Source organism: Pseudomonadales bacterium (assembly GCA_024234165.1).
GTDB lineage: Bacteria > Pseudomonadota > Gammaproteobacteria > Pseudomonadales > UBA5518 > UBA5518.
Window position 1 is genome coordinate 300,666 of record JACKOP010000001.1, and the last position, 19,064, is coordinate 319,729.

Annotated in this window: 16 protein-coding genes and 1 pseudogene; 5 read left to right on the top strand and 12 right to left on the bottom strand. The window is 64.0% G+C overall.

Annotated features, from left to right (window positions below):
• Window positions 1-34: 34 nt before the first annotated feature.
• The 5 genes from H7A12_01235 to H7A12_01255 form a co-directional block, all read right to left on the bottom strand.
• A complete protein-coding gene (locus H7A12_01235; protein MCP5319452.1) occupies window positions 35-787 on the bottom strand; it encodes an SDR family oxidoreductase in 753 nt (250 codons plus the stop codon).
• Window positions 788-805: 18 nt separating this feature from the next.
• Entirely contained in the window at window positions 806-1,564 is a 759-nt protein-coding gene (locus H7A12_01240) for an SDR family oxidoreductase (protein ID MCP5319453.1), read from the bottom strand.
• A gap of 51 nt (window positions 1,565-1,615) precedes the next feature.
• Window positions 1,616-2,101 carry a nuclear transport factor 2 family protein gene (locus H7A12_01245; protein MCP5319454.1) on the bottom strand — a complete coding sequence of 162 codons (486 nt, stop codon included), beginning with the start codon at window positions 2,099-2,101 and terminating at the stop codon, window positions 1,616-1,618.
• 100 nt (window positions 2,102-2,201) lie between these two features.
• Window positions 2,202-4,358, bottom strand: coding sequence for an FAD-dependent oxidoreductase (locus H7A12_01250; protein ID MCP5319455.1), 2,157 nt, complete (start codon window positions 4,356-4,358; stop codon window positions 2,202-2,204).
• Window positions 4,359-4,360: 2 nt separating this feature from the next.
• Window positions 4,361-4,771, bottom strand: coding sequence for a nuclear transport factor 2 family protein (locus H7A12_01255; GenBank protein MCP5319456.1), 411 nt, complete (start codon window positions 4,769-4,771; stop codon window positions 4,361-4,363).
• A gap of 214 nt (window positions 4,772-4,985) precedes the next feature.
• On the opposite strand from H7A12_01255, the gene H7A12_01260 reads away from it, so the two are divergent.
• Together H7A12_01260 and H7A12_01265 are read left to right on the top strand one after the other, a co-directional pair.
• Entirely contained in the window at window positions 4,986-7,334 is a 2,349-nt protein-coding gene (locus H7A12_01260; protein MCP5319457.1) for a TonB-dependent receptor, read from the top strand.
• A 73-nt stretch (window positions 7,335-7,407) separates the two neighbouring features.
• On the top strand, window positions 7,408-7,884 hold the full coding sequence (locus H7A12_01265) for a nuclear transport factor 2 family protein (GenBank protein MCP5319458.1): 477 nt from the start codon (window positions 7,408-7,410) through the stop codon (window positions 7,882-7,884).
• 73 nt (window positions 7,885-7,957) lie between these two features.
• On the opposite strand, the gene H7A12_01270 is transcribed toward H7A12_01265, so the two are convergent.
• Entirely contained in the window at window positions 7,958-9,094 is a 1,137-nt protein-coding gene (locus H7A12_01270; protein MCP5319459.1) for a helix-turn-helix transcriptional regulator, read from the bottom strand.
• A 199-nt stretch (window positions 9,095-9,293) separates the two neighbouring features.
• Between H7A12_01270 and H7A12_01275 the strand changes: the two genes are divergently transcribed.
• Window positions 9,294-9,740: a nuclear transport factor 2 family protein gene (locus H7A12_01275; GenBank protein ID MCP5319460.1), complete on the top strand. Its 447-nt coding sequence runs from the start codon at window positions 9,294-9,296 to the stop codon at window positions 9,738-9,740.
• A gap of 248 nt (window positions 9,741-9,988) precedes the next feature.
• Here H7A12_01275 and H7A12_01280 read toward each other — a convergent pair whose 3' ends face one another.
• The 3 genes from H7A12_01280 to H7A12_01290 form a co-directional block, all read right to left on the bottom strand.
• The gene (locus H7A12_01280; protein MCP5319461.1) at window positions 9,989-11,350 is read right to left on the bottom strand and encodes an IS701 family transposase; all 1,362 of its coding nucleotides are present in this window, start codon (window positions 11,348-11,350) and stop codon (window positions 9,989-9,991) included.
• 222 nt (window positions 11,351-11,572) lie between these two features.
• Entirely contained in the window at window positions 11,573-12,031 is a 459-nt protein-coding gene (locus H7A12_01285) for a hypothetical protein (GenBank protein ID MCP5319462.1), read from the bottom strand.
• Window positions 12,032-12,098: 67 nt separating this feature from the next.
• A complete protein-coding gene (locus tag H7A12_01290; GenBank protein MCP5319463.1) occupies window positions 12,099-12,968 on the bottom strand; it encodes a TIGR03619 family F420-dependent LLM class oxidoreductase in 870 nt (289 codons plus the stop codon).
• A 142-nt stretch (window positions 12,969-13,110) separates the two neighbouring features.
• On the opposite strand from H7A12_01290, the gene H7A12_01295 reads away from it, so the two are divergent.
• On the top strand, window positions 13,111-15,087 hold the full coding sequence (locus H7A12_01295; GenBank protein ID MCP5319464.1) for a PAS domain S-box protein: 1,977 nt from the start codon (window positions 13,111-13,113) through the stop codon (window positions 15,085-15,087).
• Window positions 15,088-15,101: 14 nt separating this feature from the next.
• Window positions 15,102-15,959, top strand: coding sequence for a TIGR03619 family F420-dependent LLM class oxidoreductase (locus H7A12_01300; protein ID MCP5319465.1), 858 nt, complete (start codon window positions 15,102-15,104; stop codon window positions 15,957-15,959).
• 465 nt (window positions 15,960-16,424) lie between these two features.
• On the opposite strand, the gene H7A12_01305 is transcribed toward H7A12_01300, so the two are convergent.
• The 3 genes and pseudogenes from H7A12_01305 to H7A12_01315 form a co-directional block, all read right to left on the bottom strand.
• Window positions 16,425-16,661, bottom strand: coding sequence for a hypothetical protein (locus tag H7A12_01305; GenBank protein ID MCP5319466.1), 237 nt, complete (start codon window positions 16,659-16,661; stop codon window positions 16,425-16,427).
• Between the two features lie 10 nt (window positions 16,662-16,671).
• Window positions 16,672-17,521: pseudogene (locus tag H7A12_01310) on the bottom strand (AAA family ATPase).
• Window positions 17,518-18,999, bottom strand: coding sequence for a transposase (locus H7A12_01315; GenBank protein ID MCP5319467.1), 1,482 nt, complete (start codon window positions 18,997-18,999; stop codon window positions 17,518-17,520). The pseudogene H7A12_01310 and the gene H7A12_01315 overlap by 4 nt, the downstream one beginning before the upstream one ends.
• Window positions 19,000-19,064: the final 65 nt, after the last annotated feature.

The following is a 19,064-nucleotide window of genomic DNA, read 5'->3' on the forward strand; positions in this document are numbered from 1 at the left end:
CGTCGCCATTGCTTTGCTCCTCCGTATCCGTTGCTCAACAATGCTGCCCGCCGTCGATGCTGAAGGCCACTCCGGTCACGAAGCGTGCCTCATCGCTTGCCAGGTACGCGACCGCTGCGGCGATCTCGCGCGGCTCGGCATCGGGCTGTGTCATCGGAAACACCCGTTGCAGCGCTTTCATATCGATACCGGACGGAATGCTGTACGTCCCCGGCAGCGATGTGTTCACGCTTCCGGGGCAGACCGAATTCACGCGCACACCGCGCGAGTTGAACTCCACCGCCAGGCTCGTGGTCAGCGAGACCACCGCCGCCTTCGACGCCGCATAGGCGATGAAGTACGGTGCTCCGCACAGCCCTGAGGCGGATGCCATGTTCACGATGTTGCCGTGGCTTGCGATCAGGTGCGGCAGTGCCGCCTGACAGATCACTGCCAGACTGCGTACATTGATCGCAAAGAGGCGGTCCCAGTCGCTCAGTCGCATCTCGAGGAAATGATCGGCACGGCACGCACCGGCGATGTTGCAGAGCACGTCGAGGCGTCCGGAGCGCTCGACGACGCGTTCGGGGAGTGCGCGACACGAAGCCTCGTCGAGGGCGTCGTAAGGCAGTACCAGGCACGTGTTGCCGGCTGCCACAAGCTCGATCTCCAGACTGCGCAACCCCTGCTCGTTGATGTCCGCCACCGCGACAGTCGCCCCCTCGCTGGCCAGACGCACTGCCGTGGCACGCCCGATCCCCGACGCGGCACCGGTCACCAGGCAGATCCTGTCCGCGAAACGCTTCATCCCTTCTGCTCCTCCGGATCACTCGGTTACGGAATAGCCGCCATCGACCACCAGAGTGTGCCCGCTGATGAATGCAGCTCCCGGACTGCAAAGAAAAAGTACCGCTGCTGCGATCTCGTCGGGTCGACCCCAGCGCGCCAGTGGCGTTGCGCCCGACACCATAGCATGCACCTCGGGGTTCTCCGCAAAGGCGTTCGTCATCGGCGTGGGGATCGAACCCGGCAGCACTGCGTTGACCCGCACGCCACGCGGTGCGAACGCTGCGCAAAAGGTCCGCGTGAGCTGCACGACGCCTGCCTTGGCGGCTCCATAACCAGGGAAATACGGACTGGCGAACAGCGCCATTTCGGAGGCGATGTTGAGCACGGATGCGCCACCCTCGAACCCGGATGCCGCCAATGCGTCGCCGAGAGCGTTACTGAGGTGATACACCGAGCCGAGGTTGACGCTCAGCGCGGTGTCGAAATCGTACGGCGTCGCTGCCCCACCAGTGCCGCCGGCGTTGTTGACCAGCACGTCCAGGCGTTCGAATTCCGATGCCAGTCGCGCGATGTCGCCACGCTCGGTGAGCCGCAACTGCCGGTAACTCACGCGGGCAGGGAGCCCGTCGTACGCCGATGGATCGGCAGCGCTGCCGGTTATGGTGACCTCGGCGCCCGCCGCGACGAATGCCGTCGCAATCGCATGACCTATGCCCTTGGTACCACCCGTGACCAGGACACGGGCTGACGAAAAATCGAAAGAGACGCGTGCGAAGCGGCCACTGCATTGCTCCATGTAACTACCCTCTGCTCGCGATCTTCAGACCCGCAGCCACGCTCGCAGGCCTCATTTCGACGCAGCCGGAGCAGCAGCGCTTCCGGGTCCGAATTCACGCAACATATGCCGCGAAAGGTCACCGTAGTGTTCGGTGCAGATCTGACGTTCCGTGTAGCGCCAGTTGCCGTCGACTTTCTCGAAACGGTCCAGATTGCGCCCGGCGATGATCGGCTGCAGCGCGAAGTCTTCGATTCCCTGGAACACGACGATGTACGAGCGGCAACTGGCACTCATGCCGTCGGCGGCAAAGTCGATGATCGGGTTGGCGACGACGTGCTTCGTGCCGGGCGTTCCGGTGTGCGGATAGATTCGCGTGTAGCTGCGATACATCTCGACGATTGCCGCGGGGTCGCCCACGGCGGCAGGCGTATCACCGGGTGTGACGAAGCGTGCATGGCGGAACAGTTCGGCCATGCCCGGGAAGTCTCCCTGATCCAACCGCTCGCAGTAGAGATACAGAAGCTTCTGGATTTCGTAGAGATCAGTGCTGTTCATGCAGTAGCGCTCCTCAATTTGTCAGCAGATCCGCGACTCGCTCGGCCAATGACTGTGCCATAAGGCTTCACCGTGAGATGGATCGTCCGTTCGTGGACCCCTAGAGACTGCGCGCAAGGGCGTTGCCACCACGAATCGCCGCCTCGATATAGCCGATTGCGGCGCAATCGCCGACCGTGCGCACATCGGTTCCTCCGGCACGCAAGGCGTCGGCGAACGCGGTGTTTTCGGCGGCACCTGCTGCGAGGATCACGCTCTGCGCCGCAATCGCCCGCCGCTGCCCGCCCGGCGTGAGGTAGCTCACCTGATCGGACTCGATGCGCGGCTCGCGCACGTTCGCGATCAGGTTCACCCCGCGCGCGCGACAATCGTGCAACGCTCGCCAGCGGCGCAACAACCGCATCTGGGGGGCAAACAGGGCGCCTTCTTCGAGTACCGTGACCTTGCGTCCACGCGCCGAGAGAAACTCGGCGAGTTCGATGCCGACGAGCCCGCCGCCGTAGATCAGCACTTCGCGCCCCAGCGGCATCCAGCACCGGCTCGCCTGCGTCAGCAGTTCCGGCGAGCGGGTGATGCCAAGCCGGGACGCCAGGCGCAGCATCGCCCGCAGACCGACCGGGACTCCCTTGGGCAGCGGCCCATCGCCTGCACCGAGCATCGCCCGCAGCGACTCCCCGTCCAGCACGTGCGGCAGATCAACGCCCGGAATCGCGAGCGACTGCCAGCGTGCACCGGTGGCGACCACGACCACGTCCGGTGCGTGCGTGCGCACGAACCCCTCATCGACCTGCGTCTGCAGCCGGATCTCCACCGGCAGCGTGGCAAGCACATTCTCGAAGTAGCGCACCAGTCTTCCGTTCGGCGGGTAGCTGATCGCCGACAGGCGCACGCTGCCCCCGAGCGCACCACCCTTTTCGCACAGCGTGACGCGATGACCGCGCAGCGCCGCCACCCGCGCCACCTCCATGCCGGCGGGTCCGCCACCGACCACCAGAACGCGCCGCGGACGTTCGACCGGTGTCAGCACCACTTCGGTCTCGAAACTCGTCGCCGCGTTCACGGCACAACGCACCGGCGCGTTCACGAAGATCTGGCTGATGCACGTATAGCAATAGATGCACGGCCTGATTTCCGCAACCCGGCCTTCCTGGAGCTTGCGCGGCAACTCGGGGTCGGCGAGCAACTTGCGGCCCATGCACACGAAATCGATCCGATGCGTGCGGATCAGCCGATCCGCGACCTCGGGTTCGATCCGCCCGGCAGTGATCACCGGTATGTTTACGGCGGCACGAATCGCCGCAGCGTACGGCACGAACTGCCCCGGGATATGTGTCGCGTGTGCCTCGGTAAAACCGATGCCTTGATCCGGATCGGCATAGGCGCTGACGTTGATCGCGTCGACTCCGGCGCGCTCGGCGAGTCGCGCGGCGGCGACCGCATCCGGACTCGTGATGCCTTCCGGCTTCAGGAACTCGACGCCGTCGAGGCGCAACCACACCGGGTAGTCCCGCCCGACGCGCGCGCGCACCGCCTGGACCACTTCCACCATCAGGCGTGCCCGGTTCTCCAGCGAACCGCCGTAGCGATCGCTGCGCCGGTTCGTCGAGGGCGACAGGAAGTTCGAAATCAGGTAACCGTGTGCCGCGTGGATCTCGACTGCGTCGATACCGGCCTTCTTCGCACGCTCGACCGCATCGGCGAACTGCGTGCAGACCCAGGCCAGATCCTCTTCGGTGGCTTCGCGATAGTGCAGCTTCGAGTTCGGTTGCATGAACGGCCGTGCCATCGCACCGGCCTCTTCCTCGGTCAACGTCGGACCGATGTCGCTCTGGCCTTCCTTGGGCACCGACGGCACCAGCAATGGACGCCCGTCGGCGACGTCATTCATCGCCGTGACGCCCGCGTGCTGGAGCTGCAGCGCGATCCTTGCGCCGTGGCCGTGGATGCGCCGCGCAAGGTCGGCAAGACCCTCGATGTAGCGATCGTCGGAAATCGCGACCTGGCAGGCGTTCGCCGAACCGATCGGCCAGGAAATCGAGACCGACCCCATGATCACCATCGCCGCGCCGCCCCGTGCACGCGCCTCGTAGTACGCCTTGATGCGTTCGTTCAGCGTGCCGTCCGGGTTGCACAGATTCGAACCCATCGCGGTCATCACGATGCGGTTGCGCAGTTGCATGCTGCCGATACGCCCCGGCGCAAGCAGCGAGTCGTAGCGCTTCTTCGGCTTGAGCTTGTCGATCGGTATCCTGTCCATCATCACTCGGCATCCTGCTGCATGGCGCGACGGATGATTTCCGGGTTCACGTACTCGCGCCAGTATGTGATCAGGCCATCGCGGAAATGGAAGATTCCGAGATAGCGGTTCGCGTACTCACGACCGGTAGGGCGGTAGCGGGTGAAGGAGCCGTACTCGGCGATGAGCTTGTCCGGGTCTGCCAGCCGATACACCTGATCGACCCGGTAACTGTACGGGTCGAACTCCGCCGTGCCGGCGGCGATGTACTCCATCAGCGCACGCGCACCACGCAGCTCGGTCGGCGTTCCCGGTGCTGGCTGATACGGCCAGTCGGCGTAGAGATCGGGAGCAAGGTGGCGCTCACAGGCATCGAACTCCTTGCGTCCCAGATGTTCGAGCATGGCGCGAAAGACCCGTTCGTTATCGTTCATTGGCGTCTCCGGGAGCATGGGGTTTCACCTTAAGCCGATCCGGCTGCCTCAGGCATCACCTCTTTGGATGAGGATGCCGCACGAGCCTGAGCGTTTGCAATGCTCCGGGATTGCATTCCCTCACCCGATCGGATGAACCCCGATGCATGAACTGTGGTTAATGTCTGCGTGGTATCCGGCTCATAATCATCAGACCGACTGGAGCATCGCCACCATGAAACGCCACACTGCACTTCCTTTCCACATCACCCTGCTCGGAGCCGCGCTGCTGCAGTGCTCGCTCGACGCCAGCGCACAGAACCCGCCGGCCGAAGGCCAGCGCGCAACCCAGATCGAGGAAGTGATGGTCACGGCACGGCGCGTCACCGAGGACATCCAGAGCGTTCCGACCGCAATATCCGCGATCGGTGCCAAGGATCTCGCCGGGCTTCGCATCGAGGGCTTCCAGACCGTCGGCCAGACGATCCCGAACCTTTACATCAACAAGCAGGGTGGCAGTCCGGCCGCGCCACAGATGAACATGCGCGGCGTCTCCAACGGCTCGCTGAACCCGGAGGTGGACTCTGGCATCGGGCTCTACGTCGACGGCATCTATCTGAGCCGCTCCGGTGCGGCGGCCTTCGAGATGGCGGACCTCGAGCGCATCGAGGTGATGCGCGGACCGCAGGGTACCCTGTTCGGACGCAACTCGACGGGCGGTGCGATCAACCTGATCACGGCGCGCCCGACGGGTGAACCGGGGCTGCGTCTCGACGGGGGATTCGGGAATTTCGCCGAGCGCCACTACAAGATCATGGCGGATAGTCCCGAATGGAACGGGTTCAGCGCGCGGCTCGTCGTCGGGCACACTGAATCCGAAGGTGATGTACGCAATATCGCCACACGGCGCACCTACTACCTGCCGCCACCGTTCGGGCGCCAGACCAACAAGAAGCGTGGTGGCGACAGCGATACCGACAGCGCCTTCCTCGCCGTGCACTATGCCGGCAACGACAGGCTGACGCTGGATTACAAGTTCGACTACACGGACTGGGAAGGAACCATGCCGACGCGCCAGATGGTCGGTCAACTCGGGAACTGTGTGGACTTCACCAACACGCCAGCCCAATGCATCATCGGCAACGGACTGGTGACTCCGGTGCGCCCGTATCCGCAGTCCTTCGGCTATCGCGACAAACTCGCCGCGTCGGTCGAATCCACCGCGACGAACGAGGTCAAGGGACACTCGCTTATCGCCGAGTACACGATCTCGGATTCGATCCACCTGAAGTATCTGTTCGGGCACCGCAGTTACGATCTCGATGCGGGCGCGAACGAGGTCTACGGCGGTGCCGAGTACATCGACACCGGCGCACTCGGCAACGCCGGCGGCGCCTACGCACCGCTGCTTGCGTTCCGGGTCGAAGCACAGAAGCAGGATTCGCACGAACTGCAGTTGATCGGCAGCCATGAGCGCATCGAGTGGATCGCCGGCGTGATCCGTTTCGACGAGCGGGTCAGGGTGAACAACCCGATCCTGCTCAGCCGTGTGATCGGCAACGGCGACCACGTAAGCATCAACCCCGCTGCCTTTGACTACTTCATCGGACAGAACACCAAGGTGAACAACAAGTCAGAGGCGGCTTATGCGCATGCGACCTGGCACCTGGGCAGCTTCGACCTCAGCGGCGGTGTGCGCTACACCGAAGACGATCGCGAGGAACTGGTGATTGCCGCCGGCTTCTACGGCCTGTTCCTGCCCGGCAATCACCGCTCGCGCTACAAGGGTGACCACACCGACTACGACGTTGCGCTCACCTGGCACCTGGACGATTCGACCAACGTCTACGCGAAGTACGCCACCGGCTACGTGTCCGGTGGCACACTGCTCGGCAATCCGTTTCGCGAAGATGAAATGAAGCTCTATGAGCTCGGACTGAAATCGGATCTGCTCGACAACCGCCTGCGCTTCAACGTTGCCGTGTTCCGGCAGAAGCGCACCGATGTGCAGCAGGAGGACTTCGATGCATCTGCCGGCGGCTACATCATGGGCATGGGTGATGAAATCATCTCCGACGGTGTCGAAGTCGAAGCCACCTGGATTCCGCTGACGGGCCTGACCCTGAACGCCTCCTGGGGTTACACCAATGTGGACGCATCGGGCGATCTGCGGACCTGGCAACCCGAAAACACGGCCTACGTCGGTGCCCAGTACGATTTCACGCCCATACTCGACGGCGTTGCTCCGTCGTTTCGTGTGGACGTGTCGTGGCGCGACGACGCATCACGTCTGATCTGCCCTGCAGGGAGCTCCACGGTTCCGGGTACGGATCGCTGTGTCGGAACGCCTGACTGGGCACTCGACAAACAGGCGCTCATGAAGGCGGTGACCCAGGTGGGTGCCCGCCTCGACTTCGCGAATATCCGGTTGGGCAGTCATGCCACGGGACGTTTCGGGATCTGGGGCAAGAACCTGCTCGACGAAGACGAAATGGAGTTCATCTTCTCGCTGGGTGGCCCGACCCTGGCGGCGACCTACATGCGTCCAAGGACCTACGGCATGGACTTCAGCGTGCAATTCTGAGACAAGGACCACCACACAGCCGGCACCCGGGTGCCGGCACGGCGCATCCGCCAGCATGGGGAGAAAGACGACGATGGACACCGCCGCGACACTGCAGCGCCTGCTCGATCTCGAAGAGATCAAGACGCTGAAGCACCGCTACATCCGCTACATGACGCATTCGCTCTGGGATGAGCTCGAAAGCATCCTTGCGCCCGATGTCGAAGCATCCTACTCGGACGGCAAATACACCTTCACCGGACGCGATTCGCTGATGGCCTTCCTGCGCGGAGCACACGACGCCGCCACCACGCAGGTGCTCGGCTTCTGGCACGTCACGATGCCGGAGATCGATTTCCGCAGTGCCGACGAAGCGCACGGCATCTGGGCGATGTACCACTTCTATCTCGACAAGAACGAACTGCAGCAGCTCGAGATGTTCGCGTATTACGACGACGTCTATCGCCGCATCGACGGTCGCTGGCTGCTTGCGCGCACCGGCTACCGGCGCGTGATGGAACAGACGCTCGATCGCCGCAGCGTTGCGGGGCTGCAGCTGCAGGTGGGCTGAGCACGGCAGAGACGCCACGGTGCTTCCGCCGCGCGCAGGGTGATCCCGCGAAGGCGCCCGAATCGCGCGGGATTCACAGCAGGCGCGCGATGGAACGATTCAGCCGGGCCACAACCTGGGGCTGCCGGTTCGCATCCAGTTTCTCGTAAAGCCTTCGCAGGTGGGTCTTCACGGTGTTGATGCTGACGTGCAGCGCGTCGGCTGCTTCGTCCAGCGTCATGCCACGCGCCACCTGGGTGGCGATCCGGCTCTCGCTCGGCGTCAGTCCGTACATGGCCGCGAGCACCGCTGGATCCAGACACAAACCCGAGCTGTGGTTGTCACTGATGTAGACCACTGCCGCCGGTTGCTCACCGGATTGCAGCATATGATCGCCAACGAAGGGTCTGATCACCACGTCGAAGAGTCCGCTCTTGCCGCTGCTGCCAAGTTGCAAACCCACGCCGCGTTGCGAGCGGCAACGATTGCGGTGAGCCGCCAGCGCCAGATCGACCGCGCGCCCCAGCGCACGCCCGTCGATCCCCTCTGCACAGCACAGGCGCCCTCCCCGCACTGCCAGCACTTGCGCATCCCGCAGCAGTTCGCGCGCGCAATCGTTCATCGAGCTCACGTTGCCCTGGCTGTCGAGGACCACGCTACCGATCGACAGCCTGCCCATCGCCTCTTCGAAGAAGCGCAGCATGCTGTCACCACGGCTGTGCTGCTCGCGCAGGCGGATCGCCCTGCCCAGGTGCGGCGCGACAAACGCCAGAAAATCCTTTTCCTTCCCGGTGAACGGTGACTGGTCGACGTTGCGCTCGAGCGTCAGCATCGCGCAGGCAGCCTCGCTGCGCACGACGTCGCAACTCAGCAGGTGACGAATGTTCAGCGGTTGCAGGAATTTCCGGTACAGCACACTGCGCAGGAACTCGCCCCCGGGCATCAAATCGTCGGCGCTGATCGGTTGCGGCTGTCGTATGCCCAGAAGCGGATTCACCGACATGACCCGATCGACGTTCAGTCTTCCCGTCACCACCGGATCTTCGTTGTTGGTCAGCAGAAAATACATCGCCGGCATCGACGGCGACGCAACCAGCAGGCATGCATCCCGTGAACCGGTTTCGGCGCTGATGCGCGACATCAGCGGCTTCCAGCGACTCACATCCTCGATGCCTTCGTACACCAGGGAAACGATGTCATCGTATTCGTACAGACGGTGTGTCGATCGCATCCCGTGTGCCCTCCTGGTGCGCAAGGGTCTTTTATCTCGTGGCTACGCTATGCCACACCGCATCGCAGGTCAATTGCGGTGCACCACAGTCATCCGCCGCCGGATCCTCCTGTGTGAGACGGGCGCCGGCGCCTATCACGAGCCGGTCATGATCTGCGATCATCGGTTCCACCGTGGAACAAACTGCAGGAGCGTACCGATGAACCAGCGCCCGAAGAATGAGCCAGCCATCCCACCCGATCTGGCACTGATGGCACTGCGCCATATCGAGGTCGAAGGACGCGGTGACATCGAAGCGACGCTCGCGACCTTCGAACAGGACGCCTGCTTCGAGCTTTTTCCATGCGCACTGCGCATCCGCGGGCACGAGCGCGTGCGCCGCTACTACGAGTACTTCTTTGCCGAATCACGCCATCGCGTCACGGGCTACGTCGATCACGGCACAACCCGCGGCGCGCTCGCGCTGACCAGTGAAATGACGGTGACGGTAGGCTATCCCGACGGCAGCCGGCGTGATTTCCGCACGCTGACCCTGTTTCCGTACGGACGGCACGCGCTGCTTGGCGAGCGTATCTACGCCGATATCGAATTTTTCCGCGTGATTTTCGGCCCGCTGCTCGCCGAAGCCGAACCGATCACCCCGTAGGTCGGCATTCATGCCGACGGGGGATTTGCATCGCTACCAGTCGGGTTGAAACCCGACCCACGTGCGCGCGCCGGACGTAGGTCGGCATTCATGCCGACAGGGGATTCGCGTCAATAATCAGTCGGGTTGAAACCCGACCTACGTGCGCGCGCCGGACGTGGGTCGGCATTCATGCCGACAGGGGTTCGCATCAATAATTTTACTGTGTTAAAAACTGAGACCGATTGGTTCTCCCACAACACGGACACCTACCGAGAGCTGTGATCAGCATGGCGGCAAGTTCCAGACGCAGCGTCGCGATCGAATCGGGAAGATGACGTTGCCGGCGCAGGGGAACCACGCGGGCGGTAGTCTTCGGGTAGGGCGGGGATTTCGCCGAATACCGGGTGATACAGCGTTTTTTTTGGAGCGGTGATTCGCTCGGCTACCAGAAATCCATAGGCGGCAATGCACAAACTGGCGTGATGATGGAAACCACGCCAGCTGCGCCCTTCGAATTGCCCGAGCCCGAGTTCCTGCTTGAGTTCCTGATAATCGCGCTCGATGCGCCAGCGCAGCTTCGCCAGCCGCACGAGTTCACGTACCGGTGTCGCTGCGGGCAGCGTACTCAGGAAATACTTCTCCGGTTCACTCGCTCCCTTCGGCCACTCAATCAATAACCACTGCTCGGGCTCGAGCTCGGCGTGCTCTCCCTCGCGTCGTGCGCAGCGGATGCGAAGCGCTGCAAATCGCGAGCGCAACGGCGCGTTCGTCCCTTCACGCCAGGTCACCTGACGATAGCGGGTCTGTGGCAAACCGAAAGCCAACGTCTTTACCGAAACCGGGCGCTGTGAGGCATCTGCAACGCGGCGCACGGGCGGGCGCCCCCTGCCGCCATACGCCGGCACAGAACCCGGCTCGACACCGGGAGGCCACACCTTCACGCTGCCCGTGATCCCCACGACGTAATCCATGCCCAACGCCCGCAGATCCTGTCGAAACGCGCCACTGACGCCGTATCCTGCATCCGCGAGCGCCAGCGGCGGTAACGCACCGGCTTCCTTCAGCTCACGCAGCAAGGCAATCGCGATCTGCGCCTTGGTGGCGAACGCCACATCTTCCGGCACCTTGGCCTTGCGCCGGCGCTCAGCGTCTTGCGCCCACTCCTGCGGCAGATACAGCCGGTACCCGACCGGCAAGCTGTAGTGCTCATTGGCCAACGACACGCTCACCGCGACCTGGCAGTTGTCCTGCTTGCCCAGTTGACCACAATACTGGCGTGCCACACCGACCGAGTGCCGTCCCTGCTTCGGCATACCGGTGTCGTCGATCAGCACCGCCTCGGGCACCTCGCCACGGCGATGCACCCGATCGAGCACGTACTCGCGCACCGCCCCGAGCAGCGCTGCGTCCGACCACGGTGCATCGGCCACGAAGTGATGCAGGCTCTGGTGCTTCGAGCGTACCCGGTCAGGAGCAACCTGCGCCGCCATCGGCTCGACGCTCTTGCGCTCTCCTGGCAGCAGCAACCCCGTGCAGTAATGCCTGAACGGCTCACGCCGATCTGCATGCCCCAACACGCTGGCTATCGATGCCACGAACGCCTCGAAATGTTCCATGCTGTGGCCCATACTCCCTCCGCAACTGAGAGACCTGAGACACAGTAAAAGTAGTTCATGTTTTTAACACAGTAAAAATAATCAGTCGGGTTGAAACCCGACCTACGTGCGCACGCCGAACGTAGGTCGGCATTCATGCCGACAGGGGATTTGCATCCATACCAGTCGGGTTGAAACCCGACCTACGTGCGCGCGCCAGACGTAGGTCGGCATTCATGCCGACAGGGGTTCGCATCAATAATCAGTCGGGTTGAAACCCGACCTACGGCCCGGGAGATAGGTATCGAAGATGCGGCCGATCTCGGTATTCTCGGGCTCCGGTACGTCGTACCAGGTGCGGATCAGTACCGAGCCGTCGGCCTCGAAGCGATACGATTCGATGCTGCGCAACACGTTCACTTCGCCGTCGGTCGAGAAGTGGTTTTCCATCACCCAGCAGATCTCGTTGCCGCAGATGAATCGCGTCTCTGACGGCACATGGAACTGGATGTTCGGCTGGAACAGATCGAAGGAATTCTCGCAGCAGTTCTCGAAACCGATTTTCTCCGGCGTCCCGACCGGATCGAGCATGCGAAAGGCTCCCGGCGCCATGCTGCGCCAGTTGCGCACCCAGGCTGCCTTGTCACCGGCATTCCAGAAACGTACGTAGTTCTGACCCCAGGCATCGATCTGCTCTCGTGTCGGCAACGTCATCGGCCCTTCTCCTTCCACAAGCTTCGTCTCACTCACATTGCATCCGCGTGCTGCGGGTGATGCCGGCTCACAGCTTCCCGATCACCTCGTCGGCGAAACGCCGCATCCCATCGACCTTGGCTGCCACCGGCGCCTGAAGCTCAACCCCGTACAACGCCCACGGCATCGTCGACACCACGCCGACCCCCATGTCACGCATGGCACGGAAACCGTTCACATCCCACGCGTCGGAACAACTGAAACTCAGGATGCGAAAAGGCTGTCCGGCACGACCGATTTCTTCCCGGTAGGCGTGCATGCGCCCGATCAGCACCTCGAGTTCGGCCAGGGTGTGCAGATCGGCGATCCAGCCGTCATGGCGTGCCGCACGGCGCATGGCCGGTTCGGAGAATCCGCCCACATAGACAGGCACCGGCTTCGCAGGCGCAGGGCTCATCCGCAACGGCGCGAAATCATAGAACTCGCCGTGGTGCTCGACCCAATCCCCACTCCACAGCTTCTGCATCACCTCGAGCATTTCGTCGACACGTCGTCCGCGAGCTGCGAAGGGCTGCCCGGCCACCGCGAATTCCTCCGGCATCCAGCCCACGCCCACCCCGAGGGCAACCCGATCACCGCTCAGGCGTGCCGCGCTGGCGAGCTGCTTGGCGGCGAGCACGGGATTGCGCACCGGCAGCACGTAGACGCTGGTGTAGAACCACAGGCGCTGCGTGACGGCTGCCATCGCCACCGCACTCAGCCACGGATCGGGAAAAGGGTCGTCTGGCGTGAAGCGCGGAACCCCGTCCGGCGTATAGGGATACGGCACCGACATCTCGCGCGGATAGATCAGATGATCCGGCAGCGTGATGGCAGCGAAGCCGTTGTCCTCTGCCGCACGCGCCAGCGTCGCGTAGTCGCCCGGGTCTGTGAATGCGATCGAAATACCGAATTGCATGACGGTGGCTCCCTGAACCGAACGATGCGCCCATCGTAACCGTTCGTCGGCCCGCACGCACCGCCCGTCGCGAGGCATGTGATATGGCGTCGTATATGTGGCTATATAACAGCCATACGCACCGTGGCGAAGGACAGCCCGCTTGGACCAGACCCGTAACACCTCGTCTGCCGTGAAAGCTCTGGCTCGGATCGCAGACCGCCATCGGTCCGGCGTGTGGATCTGTCGCCATCTACCGTGGCTGTTTGCCTCGACCTCCTGCCTTGCCGCGGATACTGCGCCTGGAACCAGCTTCCTGGCGTGGTGCCTGGCCGCGCTGGCGACCGGTTTCGCACTGATCGCCGAAGGCGTGTGGCTGCGCCTGAAGTGCAAGGACAAGGAGCTGCAAGACGGCATTGCAGAGCGAAAAAGACTGCAAGCCGAGCTCGAACTGTTCCGCACGGCGGTCGAGCACAGCCCGGTCTCGACGCTGATCACCGGATCCGACACCTTGATTCGCTACGTAAGCCCGAGCCTGGTGCAAACCACCGGCTTCGATCCGGCAGAACTGATCGGCAAGACCCCTGCCGTATTCCAGTCGGGCATCACTCCGGACTCCACCTACGCCAGGTTGTGGCGAACGCTGCACAAGGGCCAGACGTGGACCGGCGAGCTGCAGAATCGCCGCAAGGATGGCGATCTGATCTGGGAGAGCACCAGGATCGTGCCCGTGAAGGCTGCAGACGGCAGCATGCAGGCATACGTAGGATTGAAGCTGGACCTCACGGCACCCAAGGCTGCAGAAGACCGCCTCGCCGAGAACGAACAGAAGTTTGGTGCAATCCTCGAGAACCTGCCGTGCGTGGTGTATCAGGTGCAGATGAACGTGACCGATCGGAGTCTGCACTTTCACTACATCAACGGCCGCGTCGATATGTACGGTCTGAGCGCCGAAGACGTGCTGCGCAATCCCCAGATCCTCATCGAACGTACGCATCCGGAAGACCGTGAAAGGCTCGTCGCCAACGCCCTCGACGTCGAACGCAGGATGGAGCCCAGTCGCTCCGTGTTTCGCGTACATCGCACCGATGGCAAGCTGATCTGGGTCGTGAATCACAACATACCGTCACAATTGCCCGACGGTTCCATTCTCTGGACCGGTTACTCGACGGATATCACGGCACAGCGCGAGGCAGAGGAGCAGCTTCGCGCCAGCGAGGAGAAATTCCGTACGCTGGTCGAAACCGCGAATGACATCATCTATACGCTCGACAGTTCGGGCCGTGTCGATTACGTGTCGCCAAACTGGACCACGATCCTCGGCCATCCGGTCGGCGCGATCATCGGTCGCGATTTCGACGAACTGCTGCACCCGGATGATCTGGCATCGGCGCGTGCGTTTCTGCACGGCATCGTCACGGCCGGCCGCAAGCAGGCCAGCGCCGAATACCGGGTACGTCACCTCGACGGCACCTGGATCTGGCACACGGCCAACGGCGCACCACTGCACGATGCCGAACGGAAGACGGTCGGGATGTTCGGCATTGCACGTGACATCAGCGAGCGCAAACAAAGCGAGGCGCGCATCCTCCATATGGCGCACTACGACGCGCTCACCGATCTGCCGAACCGTTCCCTGATCTTTGATCGCCTCGAGCAGGCACTGCAGCTCGCGGCACGGCGCCAGCACAAGCTGGCGCTGATGTTCGTCGATCTCGACCGGTTCAAACTCATCAACGACACGCACGGGCACGCCGTCGGCGACCGCGTGCTGCAGCAAGCCGCACAGCGCATGAGTGACGCACTGCGCGGCTCGGACGCCGTCGGGAGAATCGGTGGTGATGAATTCGTCGTGCTGCTGAGCGAGATCGACGACGTACACACGGCGCTCGACGTGGCTGCCAAGATCAGCAACGCGATCAGCGCACCGGTGAAGCTCGCCGACCTGGAACTGCTCATCTCGTGCAGCATCGGTGTTGCGGTCTACCCCGACCACGGCAAGGATGCGCCGGAGCTGTTCCGCCATGCCGATCTGGCCATGTATCGCGGCAAGGAAGGTGGGCGCGCCACGATCCGCCTGCACGGACACAACGCAAGCAAGGAGCCGGTTACACTACGCGCGATCCCGACAGCCGTCTGACAGGAATTCGTGCGATGAAACACTGGCAATCCCTTTCCTGGATGGAACCCGAGCAGATCCTCGAGATCGCCCGTTTTGCCGAAGAACTCGGCTTCGAGGGCGTTTTCGTCAGCGACCACGGCATCTATCCGCTCGAACTCACCTCGCCCTACCCCTACTCGCCCGACGGCACGCCGCCCATGGAGTGCTCGTGGTGGTACCCCGACGTGTGGACGACGCTCGGTGCGATCAGCGCCGTCACGTCGCGGCTGCGCTTTTCGCTCACGGTATACGTGTTGCCGCTGCGCAACCCCTTCGAAGTGGCGCGCGCCACCGGCACACTCGACATCCTCAGCAACGGCCGCCTCGCGCTCGGTATCGGCAGCGGCTGGATGAAGGACGAGTTCGATCTGTACGGCGTGGATTTCGCGACGCGTGGCGCACGCATGGACGAGATGCTCACGATCCTCAGTGGCTTCTGGCGTGAGGGCATCGTGGAATTCCACGGCAAGCATTTCGATTTCCCGCGCGTGCAGATCTCGCCGGCACCGGGCCGCGACGTTCCGGTGTACGTAGGCGGCGCGGCACCGGTGGCGCTGCGCCGCGCGGCACGCCATGACGGCTGGATCGGTACCGGCAACACCCTGGAGGAAGTACCGCAGGTGCTCGGCGAACTGGCGCGCCACCGCGCCGAACTCGGCCGCACGATGGCGGGCTTCGAGACCTTCGTTGCAATCACCACGCCGTTCAACGATCACGATCTGCTCGAGCTCGAAGCGCTCGGGATGACCGCGATGATCAACGCGCCGTTTGCCTTCTCGCTCGGTCAACGCTCCACGCTCGACGCCAAGAAACGCAACATGGAAAGTTACGCACGCCGCTACATCGCGTAGGTCGGGTTTCAACGCGGCTGATAGCGATGCGAATCCCCAGTCGGCATGAATGCCGACCTACATCGATCCGTCGGCATGAATGCCGATCCACGTCGGTCTGTCGGCATGAATGCCGATCCACGTCGGTCCGTCGGTATGAATGCCGATCCACGTAGGTCGGGTTTCAACCCGACGATCAATTAAAGGAACACGAATGAACACCACCGCACCAACCCACCTCACCCGCATGGCACTTGCCGGCATCGTCATCGCGATTACGGCCGGTTGCACCAGCGTAGGCCCACACACTGAGCATGACCACGGTAATCGATGGCGAGCTGATCACGCTTTCTGATGGTCTGCAGCCGTGATGTGATATTGCGAGGTGTCCGGCATTGGCGCTGCCGGTGTCGACCGCGTTTTGGGTGCGACGCAACCGCAGCGCCCGGCGGCTGCGAGGCGCTGTGGCGACGGTCTGACGATGGCTCAGAAGACCGGGTCGGACGGCTCGTCGGGGATTGTGAGGGGCAGTTCGAGCTGGGTGCGCTCGGCGCGCTGGGCGGCGTACTCAGCGGCGGTGTGGCGATGGTGGCGACGGATCTGCACGAAGTAGCGCGACTCGAAGGCGCGGATCACCTCGTAGAGGAAGTCGAGGATGTGTGCCGCGCCCTCGTCGCTGAGCTGCTCGGGGAATTCGATGGGGTGGTGCCGGGACGATTTCATGGTTGCCGGCTCAAGCGCTGGTGAGCCGGGTGCGGCGCGTGCCGGCGGATTGCCCCGGGGGCGTGAACACCGCGAGGTACAGCTTCTCGTCGAGCTGGACGAGCTCGCGCTGCGCGGCGGCGGCGAGCAGTTCCGCGGCCATGGTGGTGAGCGCACGGTAGTTACCCATGGCGTGGTCGCAGACGGTGTGCATCAGCTCGGGTGTCATCAGAGCGGGGGCGCCGGCGCTTGCGAGCAGGTGCTTCAGGCAGGCCAGCAGTTCCTCGCGGCTGGCGTACTCCAGCGAGAGGCGTGCGCGGATGCGCGAACCGAGCGGCAGGAGTTCGTCGCGGCGCAGCAACTCGTTCAGACGCTGGTCGCCGGCGAGCACGACGCTCAGCAGGCTGCGCGAGTCGAAGTGCGCCGAGGCGAGCAGGCGCAACTCCGAGAGCACGAGCGGGGCGACCTGTTGCGCCTCGTCGATCAGCAGCACGGGGCGAAGCCGCGTGCTCTCCAGATGGGCGATCCAGCGGGTGCGCAGCGCCTTGAAGCCCATCCAGCGGTTGTGCGGGCGCAGCTCCACGGCGAACAGATCACCGAGCTCGCGGTAGAAGTCGGCGAGGTTGGCGCTCGGGTGCGTGAGTGCGGCGACGGTCAGATCCGGCACGGGGCGAGGCGCTCGGCGATCAGGCGCAGCGCCACGCTCTTGCCCGTACCGACGTCGCCGCTGATCAGCGCGAAGCCGCCTTCGCGCACGAGCGCGTGCTCGATACGCCAGCGAAGTTCTCCACCGCCGGCGTGAGGCGCAGCGCCTCGGTGGGCAGTTCGGGCGAGAAGGGATTCCACTTCAGACCATAAAGGGCGAGCAGTTGCTTGTTCATCGCAGCGGATCCTCGGCAAGGGGTGCGTCGTTGGACAGGGGCACGTAGGCCGGAGGCAGCCCGGTGGCGGCATACTCGACCATGAGCGCGCGTAACAGCGGCGCCATGGGGCTGTGCGCCGGCGGGTCGGGCAGCACGGGCACCGTAGGCGTGCGCACTGCGTGCAGGCGTCTCGCGGCGCTGGCGTGAGCCGTCTTGTCCAGCGGGTAGAGCGCACAGATCGGCGTCCCGCTCAGCGGATCGATCAGCTCGACCGTGCGCAGGTCCCAGCGCGCGTAGCGCACCGTGAGCCGTGCGAGGTGGCGGTAGCGCGAGGGCACCTCGAAGCGTGTGCTCTCGAGCGAGAACGTGCCGTCGGAGCGCCGTTGGGTGCGCACGGCTTCGGTGCGAAACGCCTGGCGCAGCCGCTCGCTCCCGGGGCACTCGCGCCCGACATCGGTGCCGTCGCCGTAGCGTGCCAGCGGAGAACAGCCGAGTTCGCTGTGCGAACGGCGGTTGTACTCCATCTCGACCCAGGCCTGCGTGGCCTCGTTCAGCCGCTCGAGCGTGAGCTCTGCGCAGCCCTCGAGCATCGCCATCAGGCGCGACTCCACGCTCGCCCAGAACGTCTCCTGCTTGGCGTTCTGGTACGGCGAGTACGGCAGCGTGGTCTCGTGCACGATGCCGAGCGTGTGCAGCCCGGCCGTGACCTCGGCGGCCAGCATCGGTGCGCCGTTGTCGGTCATCAGCGCACGCGGCAACGCGCGCTTCTGCAGCGCTTGCGAGAGCCCGTGCACGAAGGTCTCGGCCGTCTCGGCCAGATACCACTGCAGGTGGCAGGCAAGACGCGAGTGGTCATCGATCACCCCGAGCAGCACGGGTTTTTGCCACACGCCCGTGCGGCTGAGCACCGGGTGTGTGCCGTGGTGGAAGTCGGCGTGCCAGAGCGCGTTGGTGTGCGCGCTCTCGTAAGAGCGGACCTCGACCCGCGCGAGCCGTTCGCGTGCTTCGGCGCGAGCGGCGCTGTCGCGCACGGATCGCCGCGCCTGGCGAAACAACCCCTGCGCCGCAAAGTAGCGGCGCACGCTCGCGTACGAGGGCGCCGCCCCGAGTGCCGGATCCTCGCGCAGCCGTACGGCCAGGTTGTCGTAGTGCAGCTGCACCGTCCAGCTCGGGTGCGCGTGGTACTGGGCGTACAGCAGCGCACCGATCGCCGTCGACAGGCTGCGCTGGCGACCGGCATCCTTGCGCACCCCGCGGCGTAGTGCCGCCACCGGATCCGTGCGGGCGTTCTTCGCCGCGTAGTACCAGCGCTCGATCGTCGAGCGCCCGAACCGCACGGCCTCCCCCGTGACCGGGTGGCGCCAGTGTCGGGCCGCCAGCTGCACCAGCGTCTGCTGCAGCGCACCCGGCTCGGGCGGCGCCGCCAGCAGCGGACCGATGATCATGAAGCGCAGCCGTGCCCAGCGGTCTCGATCGCCCTCGACCGTCCTGCCCATGCGAAATCCCCGTGCGGTGAGTGTATGCGCAGCCTACGCAGCTCCTCCCGCCTCGCGGCACCCGC